Here is a 22242-nt window from a genome sequence, read left to right on the forward strand (position 1 = left end):
GTAGTTGCCTCAAATAAATGTAAAGGAATCAAAGTCAAACTGCGTGCCGGGCAGGAAGAGGAACGTGACCTGCCGCGCCCCTGTGACGGGCTCAAACGTGAAGGTTTGCTCGCCCCAATCGGCCTGTGGGCCAAACTCGACCACACGGCGCTCGGTCTCACCGCCGTCTGCAGCGGCAAACATCAGATGCACCGTGTTGGCGGGCAACGGGCTGCGGCCCGTAATGCGGATGCCGCAGCAGCCGGTCTCGCCAAAGTCCATGCGGTCAAACAGCAGCGAGACATTGTTGCCGATGCCCAGCACACGCGACCCGTCACGGGTAAAGGAATCGCCATAGACGGCATCGCACGCGCCCGCAGCCAGGGTATCCCATGCGCGAGAATGACGGGTGAAGATAAAGCCCTTGATGTGGACCTTCACGTTCAGCTCCACGGCAAACCTGCCGATGCCGCGCAGGAGCTTGTCCAGCTTGAAGGTATCGGGCTGGTAGACGTTCCACTGCTTGGGCTTGTGGTAGACGCGCTCGCCGATCATTGTACTGCCCTCGGCGTAGGGCTCGCCGTCCCAGAAGCGGAAGGTCGTCGGTTCTCCGTCCAGCACAAAGATTGGCAGCTCCACCGTATCTGCACCATCGGGGCCAAAGTCGATATCATCGAACAGCACCCAGCTGCGGCCCGTGCGGGAGGTGGAAACGCCGCGCTCGTTGCCGTTGCCGATGTCGCCGAAGGACGCATCAAAACGGCTGGCCGAGATAAATTCATAAGGGTTCTTGTGCAGCTGACCAACGCCAGAGATGGACAACTCCAATTGGGAGATCAGCTGCGGCGCATCGTGGCCGTTGCGCGCCAGGGCACGAACCCGCAGTGTGCCATCGCCCAGGGCGGTCACCGTCAGCACATCACCGTCCGGCTGCATGGCCGCGTTCACGGCGGGTACACCCTTGTCGTCGGTCAACTGCCACTCGATGTCGGTGAAGGTTGCTGCCGCTGGCCGGCGTGCGGCGGTGATGTGCGTTACGGGGTGCTCCTTGTCCAGCGCTGTGCGCTCGGCGATCAGGGCCAGCTTGCGCACAGGGATTTCCTGCGTGCTGCCGCCAAAGGTCAGCGGCGGCAGACGGCGGCGGACGGGGCCTTCAAACGGGGCGGCGTTCAGCGTCAGCACTGCAGGGCGCAGGCCGGGGGCCGTGACATCCACGGTAATCGTGCCGGTGCGGCCATTGCCCGCCACAACGGCCAGCAGCATGCCGCTGAAAAGGCGGCGGCTGTCGGTCTGGTACTCGTCGGGGTCGGCGCTGTCGCCGTTGTCAAGGCCCACCAGCACACCCGCGCCATTTACGCGGACCGTCACGCAGTCGTTCGCGTTGCGCACAGGGTTGCCGTTCTTGTCGCGGGTTGTGATTGTGATAAACGCAAGCTCACGGCCATCGCCGGAAATCGTCTTGCGGTCAGCCTGCAGGCAGACCATAGCGCTGTCATCGAAGGAATCCTGCTCGTCGGTTGCCACGACCTTGCCGTTTTCATCGTAGGCTACGACCTTGACGCTGCCGGGGTGGTAGGCTGCCTGCCAGCTGGCGGTACGGCCCTTGACGGAGTCCAGCACCTTGCGGCCAAGGCTCTCGCCGTTCACAAACAGTTCTACGCTGTGGGCGTTGGTGCAAGCGCAGAGGTCAATCAGCTGCCCTTCGTTGAAGTCCCAGTAGGGGAACAGGTGTACCATTGGGTGTGTCTTGGGGTCGAGCCACGCGGCCTGCACAACGTAGTAGGCGTCCTTCGGGAAGCCTGCCGTGTCAATCGTGCCGAAATAGCTGCTGCGCGTGTGGTAAGGTGTCGGCTCGCCGATGTAATCCCACCCGGTCCAAAGGTACTGCCCCAGCGTGAATGGCCAGCGCTGCTCGCTCTGCAGGCAGACATCCCAGCTCTCCGCGCCCCAGCTTGTGCGGCTGTTGCCCAGGCTTGAGCACTGCAGGTCGTCATCAGACAGCAGGCTTTGCGAAAGCGGGAAGTGGTAGATGCCGCGGCTCTGCACGATGGACGACGTCTCACTGCCGTAGATGACCCAGTCGGGGTGCTTCTCGTGGTGGCTGGCGTAGAGACGCTCGCCGTAATTATAGCCCGCGACCTTGATGATATCGGCACAGTGCTGTGTGTTTTCCCACGGCATGTAGTTGGAACCGAGCGTTGGGATGCCGTTGCGCGCAGGGTCGTGCGCGGCGACCTCGGCCAGCAGCATCCGCATTGTGTCCGCGCCCTCGGAACCCGCGTGGGTGTCGTAGATCTCGTTGCCGATGCACCAGAACAGCAGGCTTGGGTGGTTGCGGTCGCGGCGGATCCAGGCAGCAACATCCTTTTCCTGCCACTCGTCAAAGAAGCGGCCGTAGTCGTAAGGGTTCTTGCCTCTGCGCCAGCAGTCGAAGCTCTCGACATCCATCAAAATGCCCATCTCGTCGGCCAGATCCATGAACTGCGGCGCGGGCGGTGTGTGACCTGTGCGGATGCTGTTAACCCCCATGGACTTGAGGATTTCAAGCTGACGCTTGGCGGCGCTGTACTCAAACGCCGAACCGAGACAGCCGAAATCGTGGTGGATGCAGACGCCCTTGATCAAAACGCGCTTGTGATTCACCAGCAGCCCGCAGTCGGGTGTGGCTTCGATGGTGCGGCAGCCAAAGCGGGTGGTTAGTGTGTCGGTAACGCCATCGGCGCCGGTTAGCTCTGCCGTGATGTGGTAGAAGCTCGGCGCGTCCAAGTCCCACAATGCGGGGTCTTGCAGCGTGAAGGTGTGCGAGGCTTTGTAAATCGCGGTTTCCTTGCCCGTGCGCCAGCCATCGGGGGAGGGGAGAGCAGCCCATGCATCGGCAGGGATGGCGGCAGTGCCAAGAAGGCTGCCGTTGTCATCGGTCAGATGCAGCGTCAGCGTGCGGCCCGCGCTGGCGGCGGTGACGGAACCCGCCTCGGCAGTGACGGCCACGGTCCAAGCGCCGTTGTCGCCCTCTTTGGCAGCTACATACAGTCCATCGGGCATCAAGTGGAGGTCGGGAGCCTCCCACAGTTCCACATTGCGGTACAGGCCCGCACCAGAGTACCAGCGGGAGTTGGGGTGGCGCAGATTGCAGCGGACAAGAACCTCGTTCTGGCCCTCATGCAGCGCGTCGGTGATGTCGAACCAGAACGACGTGTAGCCGTACTTCCATTGGCCGACTTCGGTGCCGTTGACGAAAACGGTCGTATCCATGTAGGCCCCGCCGAACCAAAGCATGCGGCGGGTGCCGGGTACATCGGTGACGAAGAAATATTTGCGGTAGAACAGTGTGCCATCGCGGTACAGATCGTCCGCGTGGCGAATCTGCCAATCGTGGGGCAGGTCGACGGGGGTGAACTGCGCGTTCCAAGGCAGCAGCTCGGTATCCGGCGCGCAGGCGGCAAACAGCCAGTCGACGCTGAAATCGGTGCGTTTCATAAGGAACAGCTCCTTTTCATAAGGGTAAGGGGATGTGACGGGAAGTGCCGTGCAGGTCCGACATGGCCGTGTCGGGCACACACGGTGCGCCCCGTCACCGGGGCGCGGTACTTGCGTACCATAAACAGCAAACCGGGGGCAGCCCCATGTTGTTACGTGAGGCTGCCCCCGGCAGTTGCATCACTGTCGCAGGGACAGTCAGTTTCCAAACAAATTACTTGCTTGCGTTGTAGGTGTCGTTGTACATATCAACGATGTTCTGCATGTTCTGGGCTTCGACCTCAGCAACGTAGGTATCCCAATCGTTGTTGATGTCGGCCTGATTCATGGCAAACTTGCAGGTCCAAGCGTTGACGGTATCGGTCATGGGGGTGCCCCACAGGTTCAGCATCTCCATCTGATCCTCGTCGAAGGTAACGGTGGGATCCAGCGGGCGCAGCTTGCGGTACTGGCCCTGACGGTCGTAGAAGTCACGCAGATCCTCGGTGAAGTTGCTGGTCAGCAGCTCGGTGTTGCCGCCATACATGAAGTTGCCGCAGGCGTAGCCCAGCTCTTCACGCAGGTCGATCTGATCGTCGGAGGTCTGTCCGATGGACAGGCCTTTGCAGTAGTAACCGGGGGTCAGGCTGTAAGCGCCGTCGGTGACGGTGTAGGTCTCGCCCTCTTTGCCCCACTTGGTCAGGGTCAGGCCCTCGTCAGAGTACCACAGCCAGTCAACAAAGCGCATCATCTTGATGAACTCGTCCTCGCCCAGCTCTTTCAGAGCGTTGGAAGAGATCATGATACCGCACTCAAGGCGCTGGTTCTCGGCCTGATAGTCGGATGTGCCGATGGGAGTGAGGATGCGGTATAGCTCGTAGTTGCCCTCGCCCAGCTGCTCCTTGACCTTGGCGTCCTGGACGGCGTACTGGGCACGGTTGGTGGACATGATGACGGTCTCGCCGCGGTAGAACTTGTTCAGCGCGGTGTCGTCATCCTGGGTCCAGGTCTCGGGGTCAAGGACCTTGTTCTGGACGAGCTTCTGCAGGACAGTGTAGGCCTGCTTGTATTTGTCGGAGACAGAGCCGTCAACGAAGGAATCGCTGTCGGGGTCATAGACCAGACCGTAGTTGGTGGTGATGGCCCAGCCGGTGTTGATATCGTAGGAGGCACCCAGCAGCTTCAGCAGGTTGCCGCCCTGACCGTAACCGGAGGTCTGGCCGCACCACATATCGGACCAGATGTAGTCATTCTCGCCGCACATGCCCTGCTCGACCATGTACTTCTTGACGCCGATCAGCACGTCGGCGAACTTGTCCCAGGTCCAATCCTTTTCCAGCTCGGCGACATCGTAGCCGGCAGCGTCAAAGATGTCCTTGCGGACGAGGAAGGTGTAATCCTGCAGAGCGGTCTCCTTCAGGCCGGGCAGGCGGTAGTACTTGCCGTCGGCCTGCGTGATGGTGGCCAAGTCGTCCTGCATGTTGTACTCCTCGACGAAGTTGGAGTAGTTGGGCATATACTGGACATAGTCGGAGACGGGGACAACGCCGCCGCCGGTGACATACGCAGTTTCAGTGTAGATCTTGGGGATGATGTAGGGGGCAGTGCCGGAAGAAACGGCCAAGGAAACCTTATCGGTGTAGTTGGAGTTGTCAACGACGGTCAGTTCCAGATGGACGTTGGTGGCATCCTCGATGGCCTTAAAGACGCCCTCGTTGATCCACTTGTCGTTCATGGGATAGGCGGGGTTGTCGTTGAAGAACATCGTGTAGGTGACAGGCTCGTCAGAGTGGAAGTGCTCGCCGTACTCATAGCCGAGGTTCGACTCGTCCGCAGCAGCGGTGTCGGTGGTAGCAGTGCTGTCACCGGTGTTGGTGGTGCTTGCAGCCGTGGAGCTGCCGGAGCCGCCGCAGGCAGCCAGAGACAGCACCATGCCGGTAGCCAGCACGAGGGATGTGAGCTTTTTCATGTTTCGTAACCTCCATTACGTTTTTTCCTGCTCCCCGGAAGGCCCTGGGAAAACAGGCGTTTTCTTTCATCCGGCGCCGGAGTCGGCGTCGGTTTTAAGACAGTGGAAAAACGGGACGCAGAGCACTAACGCGAAAACGTTAGCCCTTAACGCCACCCAGCATCATGCCCTGCACGAAATACTTCTGGATGAAGGGGTAGATGCAAATGATGGGAGCGGACGTCAGCACCATGGCGCAGGACTTGATGTTGGAAGCGATCTGCATGGCATCGCCTGCATCGGCACTTGTGCCGGAAGCGCTGCTGATGAGCTGGCGCAGATAGTAGGCAACGGGCCATTTCGTGGTCGTATCCAAGTAGAGGAAAGCATCAAACCAGTCGTTCCAGTACTGGACGACGTAGAACAGTGTCATGGTGGCAATGATGGGCTTGGACAGGGGGATGGCGATGCGCCAGAACACGCCCCACAAGTCCAGGCCGTCGATCTCGCCGGCTTCTTCCAGTTCACGGGGGAGAGTGAGGAAGAAGGAACGCATCAGGATGACGTAGTAGGTGGAGATCATGCCGGGCAGGATGAAGGATGCCACGGTATCGCGCAGACCCAAAGAAACCATCAAAATGTAGTTGGGGATCATGCCGCCGCTAAAGTACATCGTGAAAATGATGAACTTGTTGATGGCCTTGCCGCCGTACAGCTCCGCCTTGGAAAGGGGATAGGCCAGCAGGGCGCTGAACAGCAGAGCGCAGACCGTGCCAATGATGGAGTACACAATGGTGTTGCCGTAATAGGGGATGAACTTGCCGTCGGTGACGACGTATTTATATGTGGAGATGTTGAAGTCCTTCGGGATCAGGCCGACTTGGCCTGCAACGATCGCCTGCGTAGAGGAGAAGGACTGGGCGATCAAGTACAGGAACGGGTAAAGCATCGCAACGCTGATCAGCGTCAGGATGATGGCGTTAAAGACCTTGAACACGCGGTAACTGCCGGATTCCTTGATCTTCATGGGGCCCATAGTAGTTGCTTTTGCCATTATTTTATCCTCCTAATTACCACAAACCGCTGCCGGTCAGCCAAGAGGAGACCTTGTTGGCAACCGTGAGCAGGACCAGGTTGATAACACCTTGGAACAGGCCGACGGCCGTTGCGTAGCTGTAGTTGCCGGAGCCAAGGCCCATGCGGTAGACGTAGGTGGCGATGATGTCGGCCGTCTCATAGGTCGTGGGGGTGTACAGCAGGAAGACCTTCTCGAAAGCGGCGGAACCGCACAGGCTGCCGATGTTCAGAACCAACAGGGTGGAGATGGTGGGCAGGATGGCGGGGATGGTAACGTGCAGGCACTGCTGGAAGCGGTTTGCGCCGTCCAGCTCAGCAGCCTCGTACAGTTCGGTGTTGATGCCGGACATGGCAGCCAAGTAAAGGATGGTGCCCCAGCCGAGGCCCTGCCATACGCCCGTGGTAACAAAGATCGTCGTAAACCACTCGGGCAGGGAGATGAAGGTGACGGCCTCGCCGCCCAGCTTGGTGATGAGGTTGTTGATGGGACCGCTGGTGGACAGAATCTCGCGGACCATGCCCGCAACGATGACCATCGAGATGAAGTGGGGCAGGTAGGAGATCGTCTGCACAATCTTCTTGAAGTGAACATTCTTGACCTCGTTCAGCAACAGGGCGAAGATCAGCGTCAGCGGGAAGCTGATGATCAGATACTTGAAGTTCAACAGCAGTGTGTTCTTGAACGCACGCCAGAAGTTCTGATCCTTCATGAACTGGTTGAAGTACTTCAGGCCGCTCCATTCATCGCCGAAGATGCTGCTGCCGGCGCGGTAGCGGCGGAACGCAATGATGTTGCCGAACATCGGGATGTAGCGGAACACGATGTAGTACACAATGGGAATGAACATCATTGCGTACCATTGCCAGTACTTTTTAATGTGCTTCATCACGGCACCCTGTTTCTTGACAGTGGCCACAGAAGCGTCTTTTTGTGCGGTCTTGGGCATGGTTCTGTCTCTCCTTCCTAATATCAATCACAGGTCAAGGGCCTGCGTTGCGGACTGGGTGACAGTCAGCTTTGCGGGGGCCTGACCCATCAGCGCTACGCTGCGGGCATCAGGCTGGGAAGCACCGACATAAACGCTGTAGCTGCCTGCCTCAACGATCGGCGTGCCTTCCTCATTGCAGAGGGCGAAGGCGGCCAGCGGCAGGTGAATTTTGACCTGCTTCGTCTCACCGGGCTGCAGCTCGACCTTGGCAAGGCCCTTCAGCTGGGCGTTCGGGGTGTTCTCGCGCTCGGCCTTGACGTAAACCTCCACGCTCTCACGGCCCGCAACGGAACCCTCGTTCGTGACGTCCACCGTCACATCGAGGCCGTCGGAGCCCGCCTCATTCGCGCTGACAGCAGCGTTCTTGAAGCCGAACTTCGTGTAGGACAGGCCGTAGCCGAAGGGGTAAAGGGCTTCCTTCTCCATGTAGCGGTAGGTGCGGCCCTTCATGGCGTAGTCGGTAAACTCCGGCAGGTCGCGGTCGCTGTGGTAGAAGGTGACGGGCAGTTTGCCCTGCGGGTTCGTCTCACCGAACAGAGCGCGGGCCACAGCCTCGCCGCCACGGGCACCGGGATACCAGGCTTCGAGAATGGCGCTTGCGTGCTCATCTGCATAGTTGACAGCCAATGCACTGCCGCCCAGCAGAACCAGAACAACAGGCTTGCCGCTCTCAACACAGGCTTTCAGGACTTCCTCCTGATGGCCGGGGAGCTTCAGGTTCGGCTTGTCGCCGCTGGCGAACTGGTTGCCCTGGTCGCCCTCCTCACCCTCAAGGCCGGCATCCAGACCGAGGACTGCGATAACGACATCGCTCTCCTCGCAGACGCCCTTGACCTCGCTCATCAGCTCGTTGGACTCGGCCAAGCCGTGGATGTTGTCGGCGTAGAGGTGGCAGCCCTGCGAGTAGCGGACTTTCACATCGTCGCCGAGGTAATCTTCAATGCCCTCCAGCACGGTGGTGTAGCGGGAGGCAGTACCCTCATAGTTGCCCAGCAGCGCCTTGCGACTGTCGGCATTGGGGCCGATGACGCCGACGGTGTGCAGCTTGGACTTGTCCAGCGGCAGCGTGCCGTCGTTCTTCAGCAGCGTCATGATGCTGTCGGCGACTTTCAGGTTCAGGGCCTTCATCTCGGCGCTGTCGACAACGTCGTAGCCAACCTTATTATAAGGAACCTGATCCTCGGCATCAAACATACCCAGACGCATGCGGGTCACATACAGGCGGGTCAGGCTCTCGTCGATCTTCTCTTCGGAAAGCTTGCCCTCGGCGACGGCCTGCTCAAGGTAAACGTAAAGGTCGCCGCAGTTCAGGTCGCAGCCGTTGTTGACGGCCAGTGCGACGGACTCCACAGGGCCGTCCGTGACCATGTGGCCGGTATGGAAGTCCTTGATGGCCCAGCAGTCGGAGGTAACGTGGCCGTCAAAATGCCACTTGTCACGCAGGATATCCTTTAGCAGGGTCTTGCTGCCGCAGCAGGGCTCGCCATTCGTGCGGTTGTACGCACCCATGACGGCCTCGACACCGGCTTCCTTGACCAGTGCGCGGAATGCGGGCAGGTAGGTCTCCCACAGGTCCTGCTTGGAGACGATGGCGTTAAAGTGGTGGCGGTCGCTTTCGGGGCCAGAGTGTACGGCGAAATGCTTGGCGCAGGCGGCGGCCTGCAGGTAATCGGGATCGTCGCCCTGCATACCCTCAACAAAGCGGACGCCGAGGCGGCTCGTCAGGAACGGATCCTCGCCGTAAGTTTCGTGGCCACGGCCCCAGCGGGGATCGCGGAAGATGTTGATGTTGGGGGCCCAGACGGTCAGACCCTTGAAAATGTCGCGGTCACCGTGGGCGCGGCACATATTGTACTTGCCGCGAGCCTCAACGCCGATGGCGTTGCCGACCTGCTCCATCATGTCCTCGTCAAAGGCGGCGGCCATGCCGATGGCCTGGGGGAAGACGGTGGCAGTGCCCGCGCGGCCGACACCGTGGATGCCCTCGCTCCACCAGTTGTAAGCGGGGATGCCCAGACGCTCGATCGCGGGAGCCCAGCTCAGCATCTGGCTGACCTTCTCGTGCAGGGTCATCTGCGCAACGAGGTCGGCCGCACGCTTGCGGTACTCAGCCTCTTTAGCGGGATTCTTGGTTCTCTTCATAATGCTTCCTCCTGTTCTTCCGTGTCCTTTACAGAACGCCGAAGCCTAAAATGGTGAATACTTTGTCCGTGCCCGGCTCCTGCATCTTGATTTCGATGTGGTGCCGCTGCGCGGTTTCTTCCTTTAAGATAATGGCCGCATGGCAGTGGGTCCAACCGGCCTGCCGCGGGTCGTAGGCCGCGACCTCTTTGCCGTCTACCGTGACGACTGCCGCGCCGAACTCCTTGCTGCCCGAATCCTTAAAAACGAGCTGGATGCTGCGGCAGGTGATGTCCATCGTGAACGGGTTGTCGCCCGCGCCCTTCTTCCAGTTGTGGGGGAACTCGGGGGTGTTGACATCCTCGAAGTCGAAGGGCACGCTCTGTAAATCGGTGTCCGTCTCGGTGAAGCAGCCGGGGTCGATGACCGCGTCAAAGGGGTTCACACTGCGGTCCAGCAGCTTCGTCTCGGCAAAGTCGAAACCGTAGTAGGGGGCGAGCTCTTTCGGGGCAGGCCCTTCCTGCTGCTTGTCCAGCCGGTCCAGCATATACATGAGGCAGTCCCGCATGATGCGGTGCCCGCTGTTGGAGGGATGGAACACATCGTAGAAGTACTGGCGGCGGGTGATGACGCTGCGCTCGCCGACACCAACGCGGAACTGCGGGCTGACGGCGTCCAGCACATTGACCATCGGCAGCTCATGCCGCCAACCGATGGGAGCCAAGCGATCCTTCAGGTTCCAGTCGTTGGCAAAAACGCTGAACAGCATCACAACGGCGGGCTCATTGGGGGCTGACCAGATCTTTTGGATCAGGCTCTCGTGCATCAGGCCCTTCGTCTCGTCAGCCTCGTCGTTGACGGCGAACTCGACGATGATCAGATCGGGCTGCACCACACCGTCGCGGGTGATGTCGCGGTCATAGCGGATGATGCCGAGCTGGCAGGGCGTACCGCCGACGCCCGCTTTGATGTAGCGGACATGTGCGCCGTGGTCGGGTGTGTACCTTTCGCAGATGGCCTCATAGGTCTTGCGCGCGTAGCACATTTCCTGCGAGGGAACCGCACCCGCGCCCTGTGTGATGGAGCCGCCCAGGAAGGCGATCGTCGTGGGCTTGCCATCGCGGAGCTGCTGCAACACACGCTTGATACGGATGTTGTTGCCGGTGCTCAGGCAGCTGCGGGCGATCATCTCGCTGTAGGCGGGCGTATCGAAAGCCACGGGCGGGTCGGGGTCAACCTCGGGGACTGTGTAGCCGTCGTTCAAGTAGAGCTTGACGGTGGCCGTGGCGATGTCCTTCGGTTTGACGAGCTCGAACAGAAACTCCTGCGGCGTCTCGTCGCTGTCGGACCACTGCTGCTCATCCATGACCATGATGTGCTCGGTGCCATCGGTGGTAATCTTCATGCTGTTGCGGCTGCCGCCGCTGCCCAGTTCCCCGGAGAAGCCGAGGGTGAAGGTCACGACCTTGTCGGGCAGGTCGCCGACGATGCTGACGCCGACGCTGTGCACGAGCTTGCGGAAGCCCTTGGCCGTGCGGAGCATTTCCAGAATGTTCTCATCGTCAATGCCGCCGACCATCTTGGCGAAAGTTACAAGGCGGTCACCATTGATATAAACGGGGTGGCGGCCTACGCCGTCATTGCTCGGCAGGCCGCCGACCGGCTTGTCCAGCAGTACATAAAATCCCGGGCGTTTGGCCGTTGGGTCCTTGGGTGCGATCTTGTCCAACACCGTTTGCTTCACTCTTTTCTGAATTGTCTGTGTCTTATGTTTGGTGAGCTCATCACAGGCCAAACATATCATCTGCCGTTATTATACCGCATTCCGAAAATGCACGCTTCTCATTTTTTGCTATGTATCTTATCAATATCTGCTGTTTTTACAGGCTTGTTGATTGTTTTTTGTGCAATGTGCTAGAAAGAAAAACACAGTTTTTGTGCGATTTGAGAAACGAATTGTAACTTTCGTGTCATCATTATGGATAAATGGTGCATATATGCCGCGAATTTTTCCTACCTGCTGCGCTTGTTCGGCATCGCCAAAATTTGCACAGCCTGAAAAATAGCACAAAATAAGCATTGCAAAAGCCGAAAGTCCCGAAAACGACGGGGCTTTTCTTGCAAAATGCGTCATTTTTGCGCTAAATTCCACGGATACACTGCGTTATAAGTAGAATGCAGGGGTGCTGTATTTATGTTGCCCTGTTGAAAATCGAGCCCGGTACCCCCTTGATTTTACCGCTGCAACCTGCTATATTGAGCCAAAACTGAACAACGAAAGGGGCCGATTTATGGCAGCAGTTACCCTGCCCACACACTATCGCAACGTTTTTGCGGAGCTGGGCTATGCGCAGGCGGAGATCGACGCACGCATTGAAAATGTACAAATGATGGCGAACGGCAACCGAACAACAGACAGCACAAAAGCACCCCCTGCACCAAAAGCACAATGCTTTCCGGTGCAGGGGGTGTTGTGGTTCAGTTCAGCCGGTCAGCCAAAACCATCAATCTTCGATCGTGATTTTGGTGATGACAGGCATCTGTTTGGGCTTGTTCCAGGTTTCAGGGCCGTAAGTGGGCTGGTTGGCAATGGCGTCCAGCACATCAAAACCGCTCTCCATTTCGCCAAAGGCGGCGTAACGGCCGTCCAGCTTGGCAGCATCCTTGTGAACAACAAAGAACTGCGTGCCGGCGGTATCAAAGTCATCATCGCGCGCCATAGAAAGGGCACCGCGGATATGCTTGAGCGGGTTGTTGACGCCATTTTCCGTAAACTCGCCCTTAATATGCCAATCACTGTCCGTCATGATGTCATTGTCCGGCGAACCGCCCTGAATGACATAATCCTTAACGATGCGGCACCAACACAAACCATCATAAAAACCGCTGCGTGCAGTTTTCACAAAGTTTGCCACGGTGAGGGGGGCATATTCCGGGTACAGCGTAAAAACCATAGTACCAAAGTCCCTGGTTTCAATCGTGCAACGCATTAGCCGACCTTCACATCCTTGAAGAACAGGTTGCCGGAAGCAGTCATGTAGAAACCGCTGATGTTGTCATGCATCAGGTAGTTGTTGGACTTGTAGTACAGGGGCAGAACAGCGTAATCGTTGGAAACGATGGCGTCAGCCTGCAGGGTCAGCTCAGCAGCCTTGGCCGGATCATTCTCAGCCTTGACCTGCTCAACCAGAGCGTCATAATCGGCGTTGGAATAGAACAGGTTGTTGGAAGAATCGCCGGTCTTGCACAGGGGCAGGAAGCTCATGGGGTTCACGTAGTCAGCGCTCCAGCCCATGGCAGCAACCTGATAGTTGCCTTTCTGAACGTCGTCATAGAAGATGCTCCACTCGTTGGAGGAAACTTCAACATTGATGTTCAGGTTGTTCTTCAGCATTTCAGCCATAGCTTCAACGACCTTCTTGACGGTGTCGTTGTCGTAGTAGCTCAGGGTCAGAGTGGGGAAGCCTTCGCCGTTGGGGTAGCCAGCCTCTGCCAAGGCAGCCTGAGCGCCCTCAACGTCAGCGGTAGCGGACAGGCCAAAGCTTTCGCGGCCTTCGGTGATATCCTTGCCATCAACAGAGTAGCCGGGGGCCAGGAAGCTGTAAGCGGGCTGTGCATCGACCTGCACAACGTTGTCGATGATGGACTGACGGTCGATGGCCAGGCAGATTGCCTTGCGGACCAGAACGTTGTTCACAGGCTCGGCAGAGCAGTTGAAGTCATAGTAAACAGTGCCGTAGCTGGGGCTGGTCTGCACACCGGCATTCTCGGCCTTCAGGCGGGCAAAGTCAGAGGAAGGAATGCTGGCAACGCCGTCAACCTCGCCGGACTCGTAAGCGGTCAGAGCAGTTGCCTGATCCAGAACGTAGCGGAAGGTGACCTTCTGCAGGGAGACATTCTCAGCATCCCAGTAGTTCTCGTTCTTTTCCAGAATGACGTTTTCGTTCATGCTCATGCTGGCGATCTTGAAGGGGCCGTTGCAGATATAGGTATCTGCTTCGGTGGACCACTTGTCGCCGTTGGCTTCAACGGTGGCTTTCTGAACAGGGGAGAAGGTCCACATGCTCAGGATGTCGATGAAATAGGAGGTGGGCTGGATCAGGGTGATCTCCAGGGTCTTGTCGTCCAGAGCCTTCACGCCCAGGTCGTCAGCGGTGGCGGTGCCGTCGTAATACTCCTGAGCATTCTTGATGTAATCGGTAGCCATGCTGACATACTGTGCGGCGGTGGCCGGGGTCAGAACGCGCTGAATGGTGTAAACGTAATCTTCAGCGGTCAGGTCGCTGCCATCGCTCCACTTCAGGCCGTCGCGCAGGTGGAAGGTGTAGGTCAGGCCGTCGTCGCTGATATCCCAGCTTTCAGCGTTGCCGGGAACCAGGGTGCCGGTGCTGTCATAGGTAACAAGGCCTTCGAAGCAGTTGATCAGAACATACTGTGCGAAGGAGTTGTTGGTCACGCTCGGATCCAGGCCGTCGGGAATGTTGCTCAGAACAAAGGTCAGTTCCTGGGCGGCATCACCGGTAGACTCGGAGGAAGCGGTGGTGGAAGTTGCTTCGCTGCTGGCAGCAGAAGAAACATCGGAGATGTTCTGGGGCTCATTGGAAGCGCCGCAGGCGCTGAGCAAGGAGACCGCCAGCGTGCCGGCAAGAGCGGCACTGATGACTTTCTTTTTCATGTGTATCCCCCTCGAAAAGAAAATAATGTATGTTTGCCGTTCCTTTGCACCGGCAGGGCGCAGCAAACCGGGCAGGGGAGCCAAAACGGAACAGCACCACCGTGTTGCATATCCCGCTTTGGCCGCCGGTACCCGTTTGCGGCAGGCTGCCGGAACAAGAAACGGAGAAACCAAAAGAAAAAGGCTTAATACAGGTGGCAGGCCACAAAATGGCCGGGTGCGGCTTCCTTCATGGCCGGGGTCTGCTCGCTGCAAATGGGCTTTGCATAGGGGCAGCGGCCACAGAACCGGCAGCCGGGTTTCGGGTTGACCGGGCTGGGCAGATCGCCCTCCACACCGGCGCTCGCATGGGCGCGGGCCAGCTTGGGGTCCGCGATGGGAATGCAGCTCAGCAAGCCCTTGGTGTAGGGGTGCAGCGGGTTTTTGTAGATCTCTTCAGAATCGCTGCTTTCCACCAGCTGGCCCAGGTACATCACGCCGATGTCATCCGAAACGTAACGCACCATCGAAAGGTCGTGGGCGATAAACAGGTAAGAGGTACCTTCGGCCTGCTGGTAGTCACGCAGCAGATTGACGACCTGCGCCTGAATGGAAACGTCCAGTGCGGAGATGGGCTCATCACAGATGACCAGCGCGGGGTTCAGCACCAGGGCGCGGGCAATGCCGACGCGCTGGCGCTGGCCGCCAGAAAACTCGTGGGCATACCGTCCGGCGTGTTCTGCCGTCAGGCCAACGCGGTTCAGCATGGCAAAGACTTTTTCGTCAACTTCCTGCTTGCTTTTGCAAACATGGTGGGCTTTCAGCGGCTCGGCAATGATATCGCGCACCGTCATGCGGGCGTTCAGCGAAGCATACGGATCCTGGAAGATCATCTGCATGTTGCGGCGCACCGGCTGCATCTGCCGGGGCTTGAGGTGGGCGATATCCTGCCCGTTGAAGATGATCTTGCCCTGCGAAGGCTCATAAATGCGGATGATGGTGCGTGCGCAGCTGCTTTTGCCGCAGCCAGACTCGCCAACCAGGCCAAAGGTGCGGCCGCGGCGCAGCGTAAAGTTGACGTCATCTACTGCATGAACTTCCGCGTGCGGGCCGACAGAAAAGAATTTTGTCAGGTGCTCTACCTGAAGAATGGGCTGTTCCATTAGTGTGCCTTCCTTTCGGCTTCTGCCAGTTTTTCATGCAGAGGATTTCCCTCGGCCGGGGCGTCCGGCTGCAGCAGCCAGCAGCGTGCCTGACGGCTGCCAACCTGGACAAACGGCGGGCACTCGGCTGCGCAGATGTTGCGCGCAAACTGGCAGCGGGAAGCAAACGGGCAGCCCTTGGGGGGCTTGGTCATATCCGGCGGGCTGCCGGGGATGGACTGCAAGCGCTCGCTCTTATCCTTGGTCAGGCCGGGGATGGAGGCCAGCAGGCCCATGGTGTAGGGGTGCAGCGGGTTTTCAAACAGATCGTTGATCTCCGCTTCCTCCATCACAAGGCCGCCGTACAGAACAACAACGCGGTCACACAGCTCAGCCACAACACCCAGGTCATGGGTGATAAAGATGATGCTGGTGCCGTATTCCTCCTGCAGGGAGCGCATCTGTTTCAAAATCTGGTGCTGGATGGTCACATCCAGGGCGGTGGTGGGCTCGTCCGCAATCAGCAGGTCGGGGTGGTTGGCCAGTGCCATGGCGATCATGACGCGCTGGCGCATACCGCCGGAAAATTCATGCGGGTAGGATTTCAGCCGCTTTTCGGCTTCGGGAATACGTACTTCGCGGAACAGCTCCAGCGTGGCAGCCTGCAGCTCGTCGCGCTTCATCTCCGGGTGGTGTACATGGATCATTTCGGCAACCTGTTTGCCAACGGGAATCAGCGGATTCAGGCTGGACATGGGGTCCTGAAACACCATGGCGATCTTCTGGCCGCGGATTTCGCGCATCTGCTTATCGCTGACTTTGGTCAGGTCGGTGCCTTCAAATTCAATTTTGCCGTTTTTAATGCGGGCAGTATCGGCCAGCAGGCGCAGGATGGACATGGAAGTAACGCTTTTGCCGCTGCCGGATTCACCAACGATACCAAGGATCTCGCCCTTATGCACTTCAAAGCTGACGCCGCGCACAGCCTGCACTTCGCCGGAGGAAGTCATAAAGGAGGTTTTCAGATCCTCTACCTTCAAAATCGTCTCGCTCATTTTGCTCTCCTTACTTCTTCAGCTTCGGGTCCAGTGCATCACGCAAACCATCGCCGACAAAGTTAAAGGCAAACATGATCACACAAATCATCAAAGCAGGGATCAACAGCTCGTGCGGGCTGGTGCGCAGGTTGGCAGATGCATCGTTGCACATGGTGCCAAGGCTGGCCAGCGGGGGCTGCAGGCCGATGCCCAAATAACCCAGGAAAGCCTCCATAAAGATGGCAGAGGGGATGAGCATGGTAATGGTAACAAGGATGGAGCCGAGCGCGTTGGGAATCAGGTGGTCAAACAGAATCGTTGTGGCAGAGGAACCAATGGTCTTGGCGGCAAGAACGAATTCCTGCTGCTTCAGGCTCAGGATCTGGCCGCGCACAACACGGGCCATATCCACCCAGTACACGCTGCCCAAGGCAACAATGATGCTCTGGATACCGGCACCCAGCACCTGCATGATCAGGATAACATACAGCGTCAGGGGAATGGTGGAGATAATATCCACAATACGCATCATGATCATATCCACGGTGCCGCCCAGGTAACCGGAAATACCGCCGTACAGAATGCCGATGATAAGGTTGACGAACGCAGCCATCAAGGCAACCAGCATGGAAATGCGGGTGCCGTACATCAGGCGGGTCAGCACATCGCGGCCCAGGGCGTCAGTGCCAAGGATGTAGGATTTGTTCAACATCGTCTTGGACGGGTAGATGCTGCCGGTGGCTTCATCGGCAATGACATAGGGGCTGCCGCCGTAATACAGGGCAACCTCGGTGCCGTCGGCATCAAAGATGGTCATGGATTTATCGGATTCATCGCGCACCTTGCGCAACTGGCCGCTCAGTTTGCCGTCCGGGGTAACGGAGATGACTTTCAGGGCGGTGGTAATGTACAGGTAGTCGCCGTTGGGGATCTGGTAAACCTTCATGACCGGCGGAACGTTGACAACTTCCAGATTCTGCACGGAGTAATCATACGGGGTAAACAGGGGGCCGACCAATGCAAAAAGCATCAGGGCGATAATAATCACAAAACCGGCGATGGCCGTCGGCTTGCGGCGGAAACGGAACCAGACGTCACCTGCAAAGGTGCGGCTTTTGGACCAGATTTTTTCACGGTCGCTGTTATCGGTAGCAAGCGGTTCCCACTTGTTCTGTGCGGTTAAATCTGCCATAAGTGTTTTCACCTTTCCTCAACATTACGCGTCAAACTTGATTCTGGGGTCGATCAGGCAGTAGAAGATATCGACCAAAAACACCATTGCCATCAGGAACGCAGCAAAGAAAATGGTAACGCCCATGATGGTGGTGTAGTCGCGCTGGGTCACGCTGTTTACAAAGTAATAGCCAATGCCGGGAATGGCGAAGATCTTTTCAACAACAAAGCTGCCGGTCAAAAGGCCAGCCACCGTGGGGCCAAGCACCGTGATGACGGGGATCAGCGCATTGCGCAGGGCATGCTTGGTAACAACGGCGAACTCGGTCAGGCCCTTGGCGCGGGCGGTGCGGATGTAATCCTGGCCCATAACTTCCAGTAGGCTGGAGCGCATCAGGCGGGCCAGGTAGCTGACGGAATAGCCGCCCATGGCGATGACAGGCAGGATGTAGCTCTTCCAGCTGTCCAGGCCGAAGGTAGGCAGTACGTTCAGCTTAAAGGAGAATACATAGATCAGCATGGAGGCGATCACGAAAGACGGAATGGTAACGCCGATGGTGGCAATGGCCATCAGCAGCATATCCTGCCATTTGCCGTTTTTCAGCGCGGCCAGTATGCCCATGGGGATGGAGGTAAGCAGCACAAACACCAGGGTGACAAGGCCCAGCTTGGCGGATACCGGCGCACCGGTGGCAATAAAATCGTTGACGGTTTTGCCGGTATATTTATAGGAAGGGCCGAAATCGCCATGCAGCAGGTTGCCCAGATATTTGACAAACTGCACCGGCATGGGCTGGTCCAGCCCGTACTTGGCTTCCATGGCCTGGGTAACCTCTTCCGGCACGCCCTTGGTGTTGGTGAACGGGCCACCGGGAATAGAGTGCATCAGGGTGAAGGTGATCAGAATGATCATGAACATGGCAATGATCATGGTTCCGATGCGCTTCAGGATAAATTTAACCATTACATTTTCCCTCTTTCGTGTGCACGGCCGCCGCACAGGGAATGGCGCCCCGACGGCTGCTCTGTGGCCATAGTGTGCACATGCGTTGTTCCTGGCGGCGGTACAGACTGACAATCCAGCCGCCTTGTAATTATCTTATTATATAGCGGCAGCTTGCGGTTGTCATCAATTTTTATTCATATTTTTTTACCTTTATAAAAATATCCGATTTGCATACAAAACAAACGGCGCCGCTGAGAAAATGTGTAGAATAAGACCATGGATTATGAGGGAAAAAGCGATAAGCAAAGCAAATGTGTCCTTGTGGCGAGAACAAAAAAAGAAAAAATATGGGAATGAATGCAGTATTGCCGACCCGGAAAGTTGGAAATTACAGCGGGGCGGGCTTTGTATGGGTGGTTTAACGGCTTAAGGCAACACCGCACAATTCCCGCCTTGCGGCTTAAGCACCGCTCCGGCAGCTGCGGCACGGCATCTGCGTTGCCAAAATGCTCGATAAGACATCCAGTATTATCTGCGCTTTTGGCTTGGCAGCTGCCGCACCTCGCTCGCCGTATCGGCACTTAGAATTATGCGGTATTGCCTTAACACTCTAGTGAATCGCTGTGATGGTTGAAACAAAGAGCAATGCTCTGCCGCTGGAACGTGGGAAAGCGCTTCCGGCGCAAAATCGTGGGATCACTGCGGAATGGCAGGGGAACAAGCAGCGTACAAGGGGATGTGGTGGACTGTTTATGTGCGGAAAAAGGAAAAGTGAGACGAATGGAGGCGGACGGAGAACATACATAAGCCCAAAGGGATGCCCAACGCATCAAGTGAAACACGGCGCGAAAAAGCATAACGGCCACAGCGAGATGGCCGAACCACAGACCAAAACGCAAAAAGGCAATGGAAATGCAGCAAAATAGTAGAGGTGAGGAACAACAGAACAAAATATCTGTCCTTGAATGAAATACACAAAGTATAGGGAGTGGAAACGGCGTATGCAAGCCCGCCAAAACTGTATATATAACGCAAAAGTTTGAATATATATACAGTTTAACGGTAAAGACTCCTCCGATGATAAAAGCGTAAAAATCGGCTATCCATGGCACAGGAAGTCAGGATGGCGGCAGGCGCTGCAAAGTCAAAAGGTGCAGAATCTTTCCCGATATGTCCTCTATTCAAAAACATTTTTGCTCTGCATCCCCGATTCCCGCACCTGTTCGGGGGGAGTTTTGGTATTTCCGTATCAGATAGAAAACAGCAGGCCTGTGCTGCGGCAGTACAGATTTGCGGGGCGTTCTGCTTTCCCTATACCGCAGGGGGGCTGCATATTGCAGAAAAATTACCGTTTCCCCGGTGCAGAATGGATGGCATATTCATTTATAGTGTGATAGAACGATTTCATTGCACGTAATTTCGCTAAAGCCCGGTTTAGCGAAATATGGAGGAGAGACAGAACTATCATCTTTATCACACGAATTGCACTACTACTAAAAAGCGCCGAATCCACTGTCGCCATCGAACCAATAACACCGTACAGTATCAAGATTTTCATCTCATTTTGATACTGTACAATACGCTCGGAAGTCTGCTGGATCATTTTTAACAAGAACGAAAATCTTTACGGCGGCAAAGAAATGCTGTATACTAAGATGTAAAGACACCTTGGAGAAAATACTGTGGACAGGGAGCAAATGCTATGAATGACGAAAAAATCACCCTTGATCTTGTGATTGATGTGCAGAAAGATTTTATTACCGGGGCACTGGCCAACACACAGGCGCAGGCCAATGTGGCGCACCTGGCAGAGACCGCGCGGGCACACGCGCAGGCCGGGCACTGGATGTTCTTTACCCGTGATACCCACCAGGACAACTACCTGACCACGCGGGAGGGCCGCAGCCTGCCGATCGAACACTGCATTGAGGGTGAGGATGGCTGGAATTTTGCGCCCGAACTGGAAAACGTCATGGCGGACACCGAGCCGGAAGTGTGCCACATTGTGGACAAACCCACGTTCGGCAGTTATATGCTGCCCAGTGAGATTCTGGATGAACTGATGGCACACAACAAGGCTGTTGAAGATATTGAAAAAATTGTTATTTATGGCTACTGCACCGATATCTGCGTGATTAGCAACGCCATGGTACTGCGTGCAGCTTTCCCGGAAACAGAGATCGAAGTTTTGTCGGACTGCTGCGCCGGGGTAACGCCCCAGAGCCACCAGACCGCGCTGGATGCCATGCGGGCCTGCCAGTTTACAATCATATAATAGGTGATGAAATAAAAAATACCGTGCAGCTTTTTTTGAACTGCACGGTATTTTTATCTGTTTGTCAGCTGACGCAGCTGGTTCAGGTCCTCCCGCGTATCCACATCCCTCAGTTCGGCATCGTTCCGGGCGGACACAAGGCGGACGGAACCGGGGTGGGCCCGCGCAACGGCATTGCCGCCGCGGCCATCCGGCAGGTGAAGCAGCTCCGAAAAATAATCCGCGCCGAACAGCACTGGGCTGCCGGGGGTGCCATCGGCAGCGCACAGCCGCACAATGGCATCGGGGGCCGCTGCCAGCGCCAGTGCTTCCACACTTTGCTGCGTGAGCAGCGGCTGGTCCCCCGGCAGAAACAGGCAGCCGCGCAAAGCGGGCTCTTTTCCCAGCAATGCCGCCAGCCCCAGCCGGACCGTATCGCTGCGGTAGGGCTGCGCGTGGCGCAGAACGGGGACGCCCTGCGCGTTACAGAGCGCCTCAACCTCTTCCGAGCGGGTCACGACAATGTGGCAGGCCAGCAGCGGCAGGGCGGCTAGAGCCAGCGCATTGGCGATCAGCGGTGCACCGCAAAAATCCGCCATCAGCTTGTTTCCGCCGAACCGCCGCCCCAGCCCGGACGCCATAACCACACAGCCGAGAGCGGGCGTGGGATCGTCCAAATCCACCACAAAGGCATCCTGCCGGGCGCACAGTGCGGTTAAAAATGGAGTATCCTGCTTACGCACAATAGCGAGAACGCGCTTTGCATCCAGCAGCGCTTCCACTGCCTGCCGGAATTCGAGGCAGCTATTTTCCAGGTAACCGAGTTCATCCAGCACCGCCCATTCGCTCTCCCCTGCCGCCATGCGGTGCAGGGCGGGTACACCCAGCAGCAAAAAGCCATCCGCCACGGGGCGCATCCGGTTTTCGCCTGGGGGCAGTGCCGGGTCAAAGCGGCCAATCACCGCTATTTTTCCGCCCACATTTTCTCGAATTTCCACACGGTCCGCAGGGTACGCTGCTGTGGTAATTTCCTGTGCCCCGGGGCAAAGCAATGGCACCAGCGCACGCAGCAGGGTGGTTTTTCCCGTACCGCGCCCGCCGGTCAACAGCAGGTGGCGCTTACCGCTCACCCGGAAAGAACTTATAATAGAGCTCGCGGTCAGTCTGTACACAGGCATCACGGTAAGCCTCATACCTTTCCATAAAATTGCGGGCTTCATCCGTCAGGGTGCTGCCCCCGCCGCCGCGCCCGCCAATGGTTTTGCGGGTCAGCGCAAAGCCCAATTCTTTTTCCGCTCGCTTGACCATGCGCAGCGCTTTGGAGTAAGAAAGCCCCATGGCCTGTGCCGCCGCCCGCAGTGAGCCGGTCTCTTCAATCCGGTGCAGCAGGCGGCAGGGGCCTTCGCCAAAAAAGCGCTCGCCGATATCATCGCAGAGCATCACATGAATCTTCGGTTTCATTTTTC

General features: G+C 57.4%; 16 protein-coding genes. 1 reads left to right on the top strand and 15 read right to left on the bottom strand.

Annotated elements, in window-relative coordinates; genetic code table 11:
- Window positions 1–9 precede the first annotated feature (9 nt).
- From C4885_RS00970 to C4885_RS01025, 13 genes are all read right to left on the bottom strand, one after another.
- Entirely contained in the window at window positions 10–3456 is a 3447-nt protein-coding gene (locus C4885_RS00970) for a glycoside hydrolase family 2 TIM barrel-domain containing protein (RefSeq protein WP_113998615.1), read from the bottom strand.
- 214 nt (window positions 3457–3670) lie between these two features.
- On the bottom strand, window positions 3671–5404 hold the full coding sequence (locus C4885_RS00975; RefSeq protein WP_113998616.1) for an extracellular solute-binding protein: 1734 nt from the start codon (window positions 5402–5404) through the stop codon (window positions 3671–3673).
- A gap of 139 nt (window positions 5405–5543) precedes the next feature.
- On the bottom strand, window positions 5544–6437 hold the full coding sequence (locus tag C4885_RS00980; protein WP_242979429.1) for a carbohydrate ABC transporter permease: 894 nt from the start codon (window positions 6435–6437) through the stop codon (window positions 5544–5546).
- A gap of 16 nt (window positions 6438–6453) precedes the next feature.
- Window positions 6454–7407: a sugar ABC transporter permease gene (locus C4885_RS00985; protein WP_113998617.1), complete on the bottom strand. Its 954-nt coding sequence runs from the start codon at window positions 7405–7407 to the stop codon at window positions 6454–6456.
- Between the two features lie 27 nt (window positions 7408–7434).
- Window positions 7435–9591: a glycoside hydrolase family 3 C-terminal domain-containing protein gene (locus C4885_RS00990; RefSeq protein ID WP_113998618.1), complete on the bottom strand. Its 2157-nt coding sequence runs from the start codon at window positions 9589–9591 to the stop codon at window positions 7435–7437.
- 28 nt (window positions 9592–9619) lie between these two features.
- Complete coding sequence (locus C4885_RS00995) at window positions 9620–11374, bottom strand: SGNH/GDSL hydrolase family protein (RefSeq protein ID WP_147237721.1); 1755 nt, start codon at window positions 11372–11374, stop codon at window positions 9620–9622.
- Window positions 11375–11434: 60 nt separating this feature from the next.
- Window positions 11435–11704 (bottom strand): hypothetical protein, encoded by a 270-nt coding sequence (locus C4885_RS16235; protein ID WP_147237723.1) that lies wholly within the window; start codon window positions 11702–11704, stop codon window positions 11435–11437.
- 370 nt (window positions 11705–12074) lie between these two features.
- Complete coding sequence (locus C4885_RS01000) at window positions 12075–12560, bottom strand: peptidylprolyl isomerase (RefSeq protein WP_113998620.1); 486 nt, start codon at window positions 12558–12560, stop codon at window positions 12075–12077.
- Window positions 12560–14245 (bottom strand): ABC transporter substrate-binding protein, encoded by a 1686-nt coding sequence (locus tag C4885_RS01005; RefSeq protein ID WP_113998621.1) that lies wholly within the window; start codon window positions 14243–14245, stop codon window positions 12560–12562. Before C4885_RS01005 ends, C4885_RS01000 begins: the two co-directional genes overlap by 1 nt.
- Before the next feature lie 185 nt (window positions 14246–14430).
- A complete protein-coding gene (locus tag C4885_RS01010) occupies window positions 14431–15387 on the bottom strand; it encodes an ABC transporter ATP-binding protein (protein ID WP_113998622.1) in 957 nt (318 codons plus the stop codon).
- Window positions 15387–16421, bottom strand: coding sequence for an ABC transporter ATP-binding protein (locus tag C4885_RS01015; RefSeq protein ID WP_113998623.1), 1035 nt, complete (start codon window positions 16419–16421; stop codon window positions 15387–15389). The genes C4885_RS01010 and C4885_RS01015 overlap by 1 nt, the downstream gene beginning before the upstream one ends.
- 10 nt (window positions 16422–16431) lie before the next feature.
- The gene (locus tag C4885_RS01020; RefSeq protein ID WP_113998624.1) at window positions 16432–17595 is read right to left on the bottom strand and encodes an ABC transporter permease; all 1164 of its coding nucleotides are present in this window, start codon (window positions 17593–17595) and stop codon (window positions 16432–16434) included.
- Window positions 17596–17619: 24 nt separating this feature from the next.
- Complete coding sequence (locus C4885_RS01025; protein ID WP_113998625.1) at window positions 17620–18540, bottom strand: ABC transporter permease; 921 nt, start codon at window positions 18538–18540, stop codon at window positions 17620–17622.
- Between the two features lie 1684 nt (window positions 18541–20224).
- Between C4885_RS01025 and C4885_RS01035 the strand changes: the two genes are divergently transcribed.
- Window positions 20225–20797 (top strand): cysteine hydrolase family protein, encoded by a 573-nt coding sequence (locus C4885_RS01035; protein ID WP_113998627.1) that lies wholly within the window; start codon window positions 20225–20227, stop codon window positions 20795–20797.
- Between the two features lie 53 nt (window positions 20798–20850).
- Here C4885_RS01035 and C4885_RS01040 read toward each other — a convergent pair whose 3' ends face one another.
- Together C4885_RS01040 and C4885_RS01045 are read right to left on the bottom strand one after the other, a co-directional pair.
- On the bottom strand, window positions 20851–21954 hold the full coding sequence (locus C4885_RS01040; protein ID WP_158538760.1) for an NTP transferase domain-containing protein: 1104 nt from the start codon (window positions 21952–21954) through the stop codon (window positions 20851–20853).
- Window positions 21896–22237 (bottom strand): winged helix-turn-helix domain-containing protein, encoded by a 342-nt coding sequence (locus tag C4885_RS01045; protein WP_113998629.1) that lies wholly within the window; start codon window positions 22235–22237, stop codon window positions 21896–21898. The genes C4885_RS01040 and C4885_RS01045 overlap by 59 nt, the downstream gene beginning before the upstream one ends.
- Window positions 22238–22242: the final 5 nt, after the last annotated feature.

It is taken from the genome of Subdoligranulum sp. APC924/74 (assembly GCF_003324125.1).
In the GTDB taxonomy this organism is placed as follows: Bacteria; Bacillota; Clostridia; order Oscillospirales; family Ruminococcaceae; genus Gemmiger; species Gemmiger qucibialis.

Coding starts and splice junctions, on each gene's coding strand:
- C4885_RS16235 (WP_147237723.1), bottom strand. CDS start 11,704: ATGACGCATTTTGCAAGAAAAGCCCCGTCGTTTTCGGGACTTTCGGCT.
- C4885_RS01020 (WP_113998624.1), bottom strand. CDS start 17,595: ATGGCAGATTTAACCGCACAGAACAAGTGGGAACCGCTTGCTACCGAT.
- C4885_RS01010 (WP_113998622.1), bottom strand. CDS start 15,387: ATGGAACAGCCCATTCTTCAGGTAGAGCACCTGACAAAATTCTTTTCT.
- C4885_RS01045 (WP_113998629.1), bottom strand. CDS start 22,237: ATGAAACCGAAGATTCATGTGATGCTCTGCGATGATATCGGCGAGCGC.
- C4885_RS00970 (WP_113998615.1), bottom strand. CDS start 3,456: ATGAAACGCACCGATTTCAGCGTCGACTGGCTGTTTGCCGCCTGCGCG.
- C4885_RS01005 (WP_113998621.1), bottom strand. CDS start 14,245: ATGAAAAAGAAAGTCATCAGTGCCGCTCTTGCCGGCACGCTGGCGGTC.
- C4885_RS00985 (WP_113998617.1), bottom strand. CDS start 7,407: ATGCCCAAGACCGCACAAAAAGACGCTTCTGTGGCCACTGTCAAGAAA.
- C4885_RS01015 (WP_113998623.1), bottom strand. CDS start 16,421: ATGAGCGAGACGATTTTGAAGGTAGAGGATCTGAAAACCTCCTTTATG.
- C4885_RS01035 (WP_113998627.1), top strand. CDS start 20,225: ATGAATGACGAAAAAATCACCCTTGATCTTGTGATTGATGTGCAGAAA.
- C4885_RS00980 (WP_242979429.1), bottom strand. CDS start 6,437: ATGGCAAAAGCAACTACTATGGGCCCCATGAAGATCAAGGAATCCGGC.
- C4885_RS00995 (WP_147237721.1), bottom strand. CDS start 11,374: ATGATATGTTTGGCCTGTGATGAGCTCACCAAACATAAGACACAGACA.
- C4885_RS01000 (WP_113998620.1), bottom strand. CDS start 12,560: ATGCGTTGCACGATTGAAACCAGGGACTTTGGTACTATGGTTTTTACG.
- C4885_RS01025 (WP_113998625.1), bottom strand. CDS start 18,540: ATGGTTAAATTTATCCTGAAGCGCATCGGAACCATGATCATTGCCATG.
- C4885_RS00975 (WP_113998616.1), bottom strand. CDS start 5,404: ATGAAAAAGCTCACATCCCTCGTGCTGGCTACCGGCATGGTGCTGTCT.
- C4885_RS00990 (WP_113998618.1), bottom strand. CDS start 9,591: ATGAAGAGAACCAAGAATCCCGCTAAAGAGGCTGAGTACCGCAAGCGT.
- C4885_RS01040 (WP_158538760.1), bottom strand. CDS start 21,954: ATGCCTGTGTACAGACTGACCGCGAGCTCTATTATAAGTTCTTTCCGG.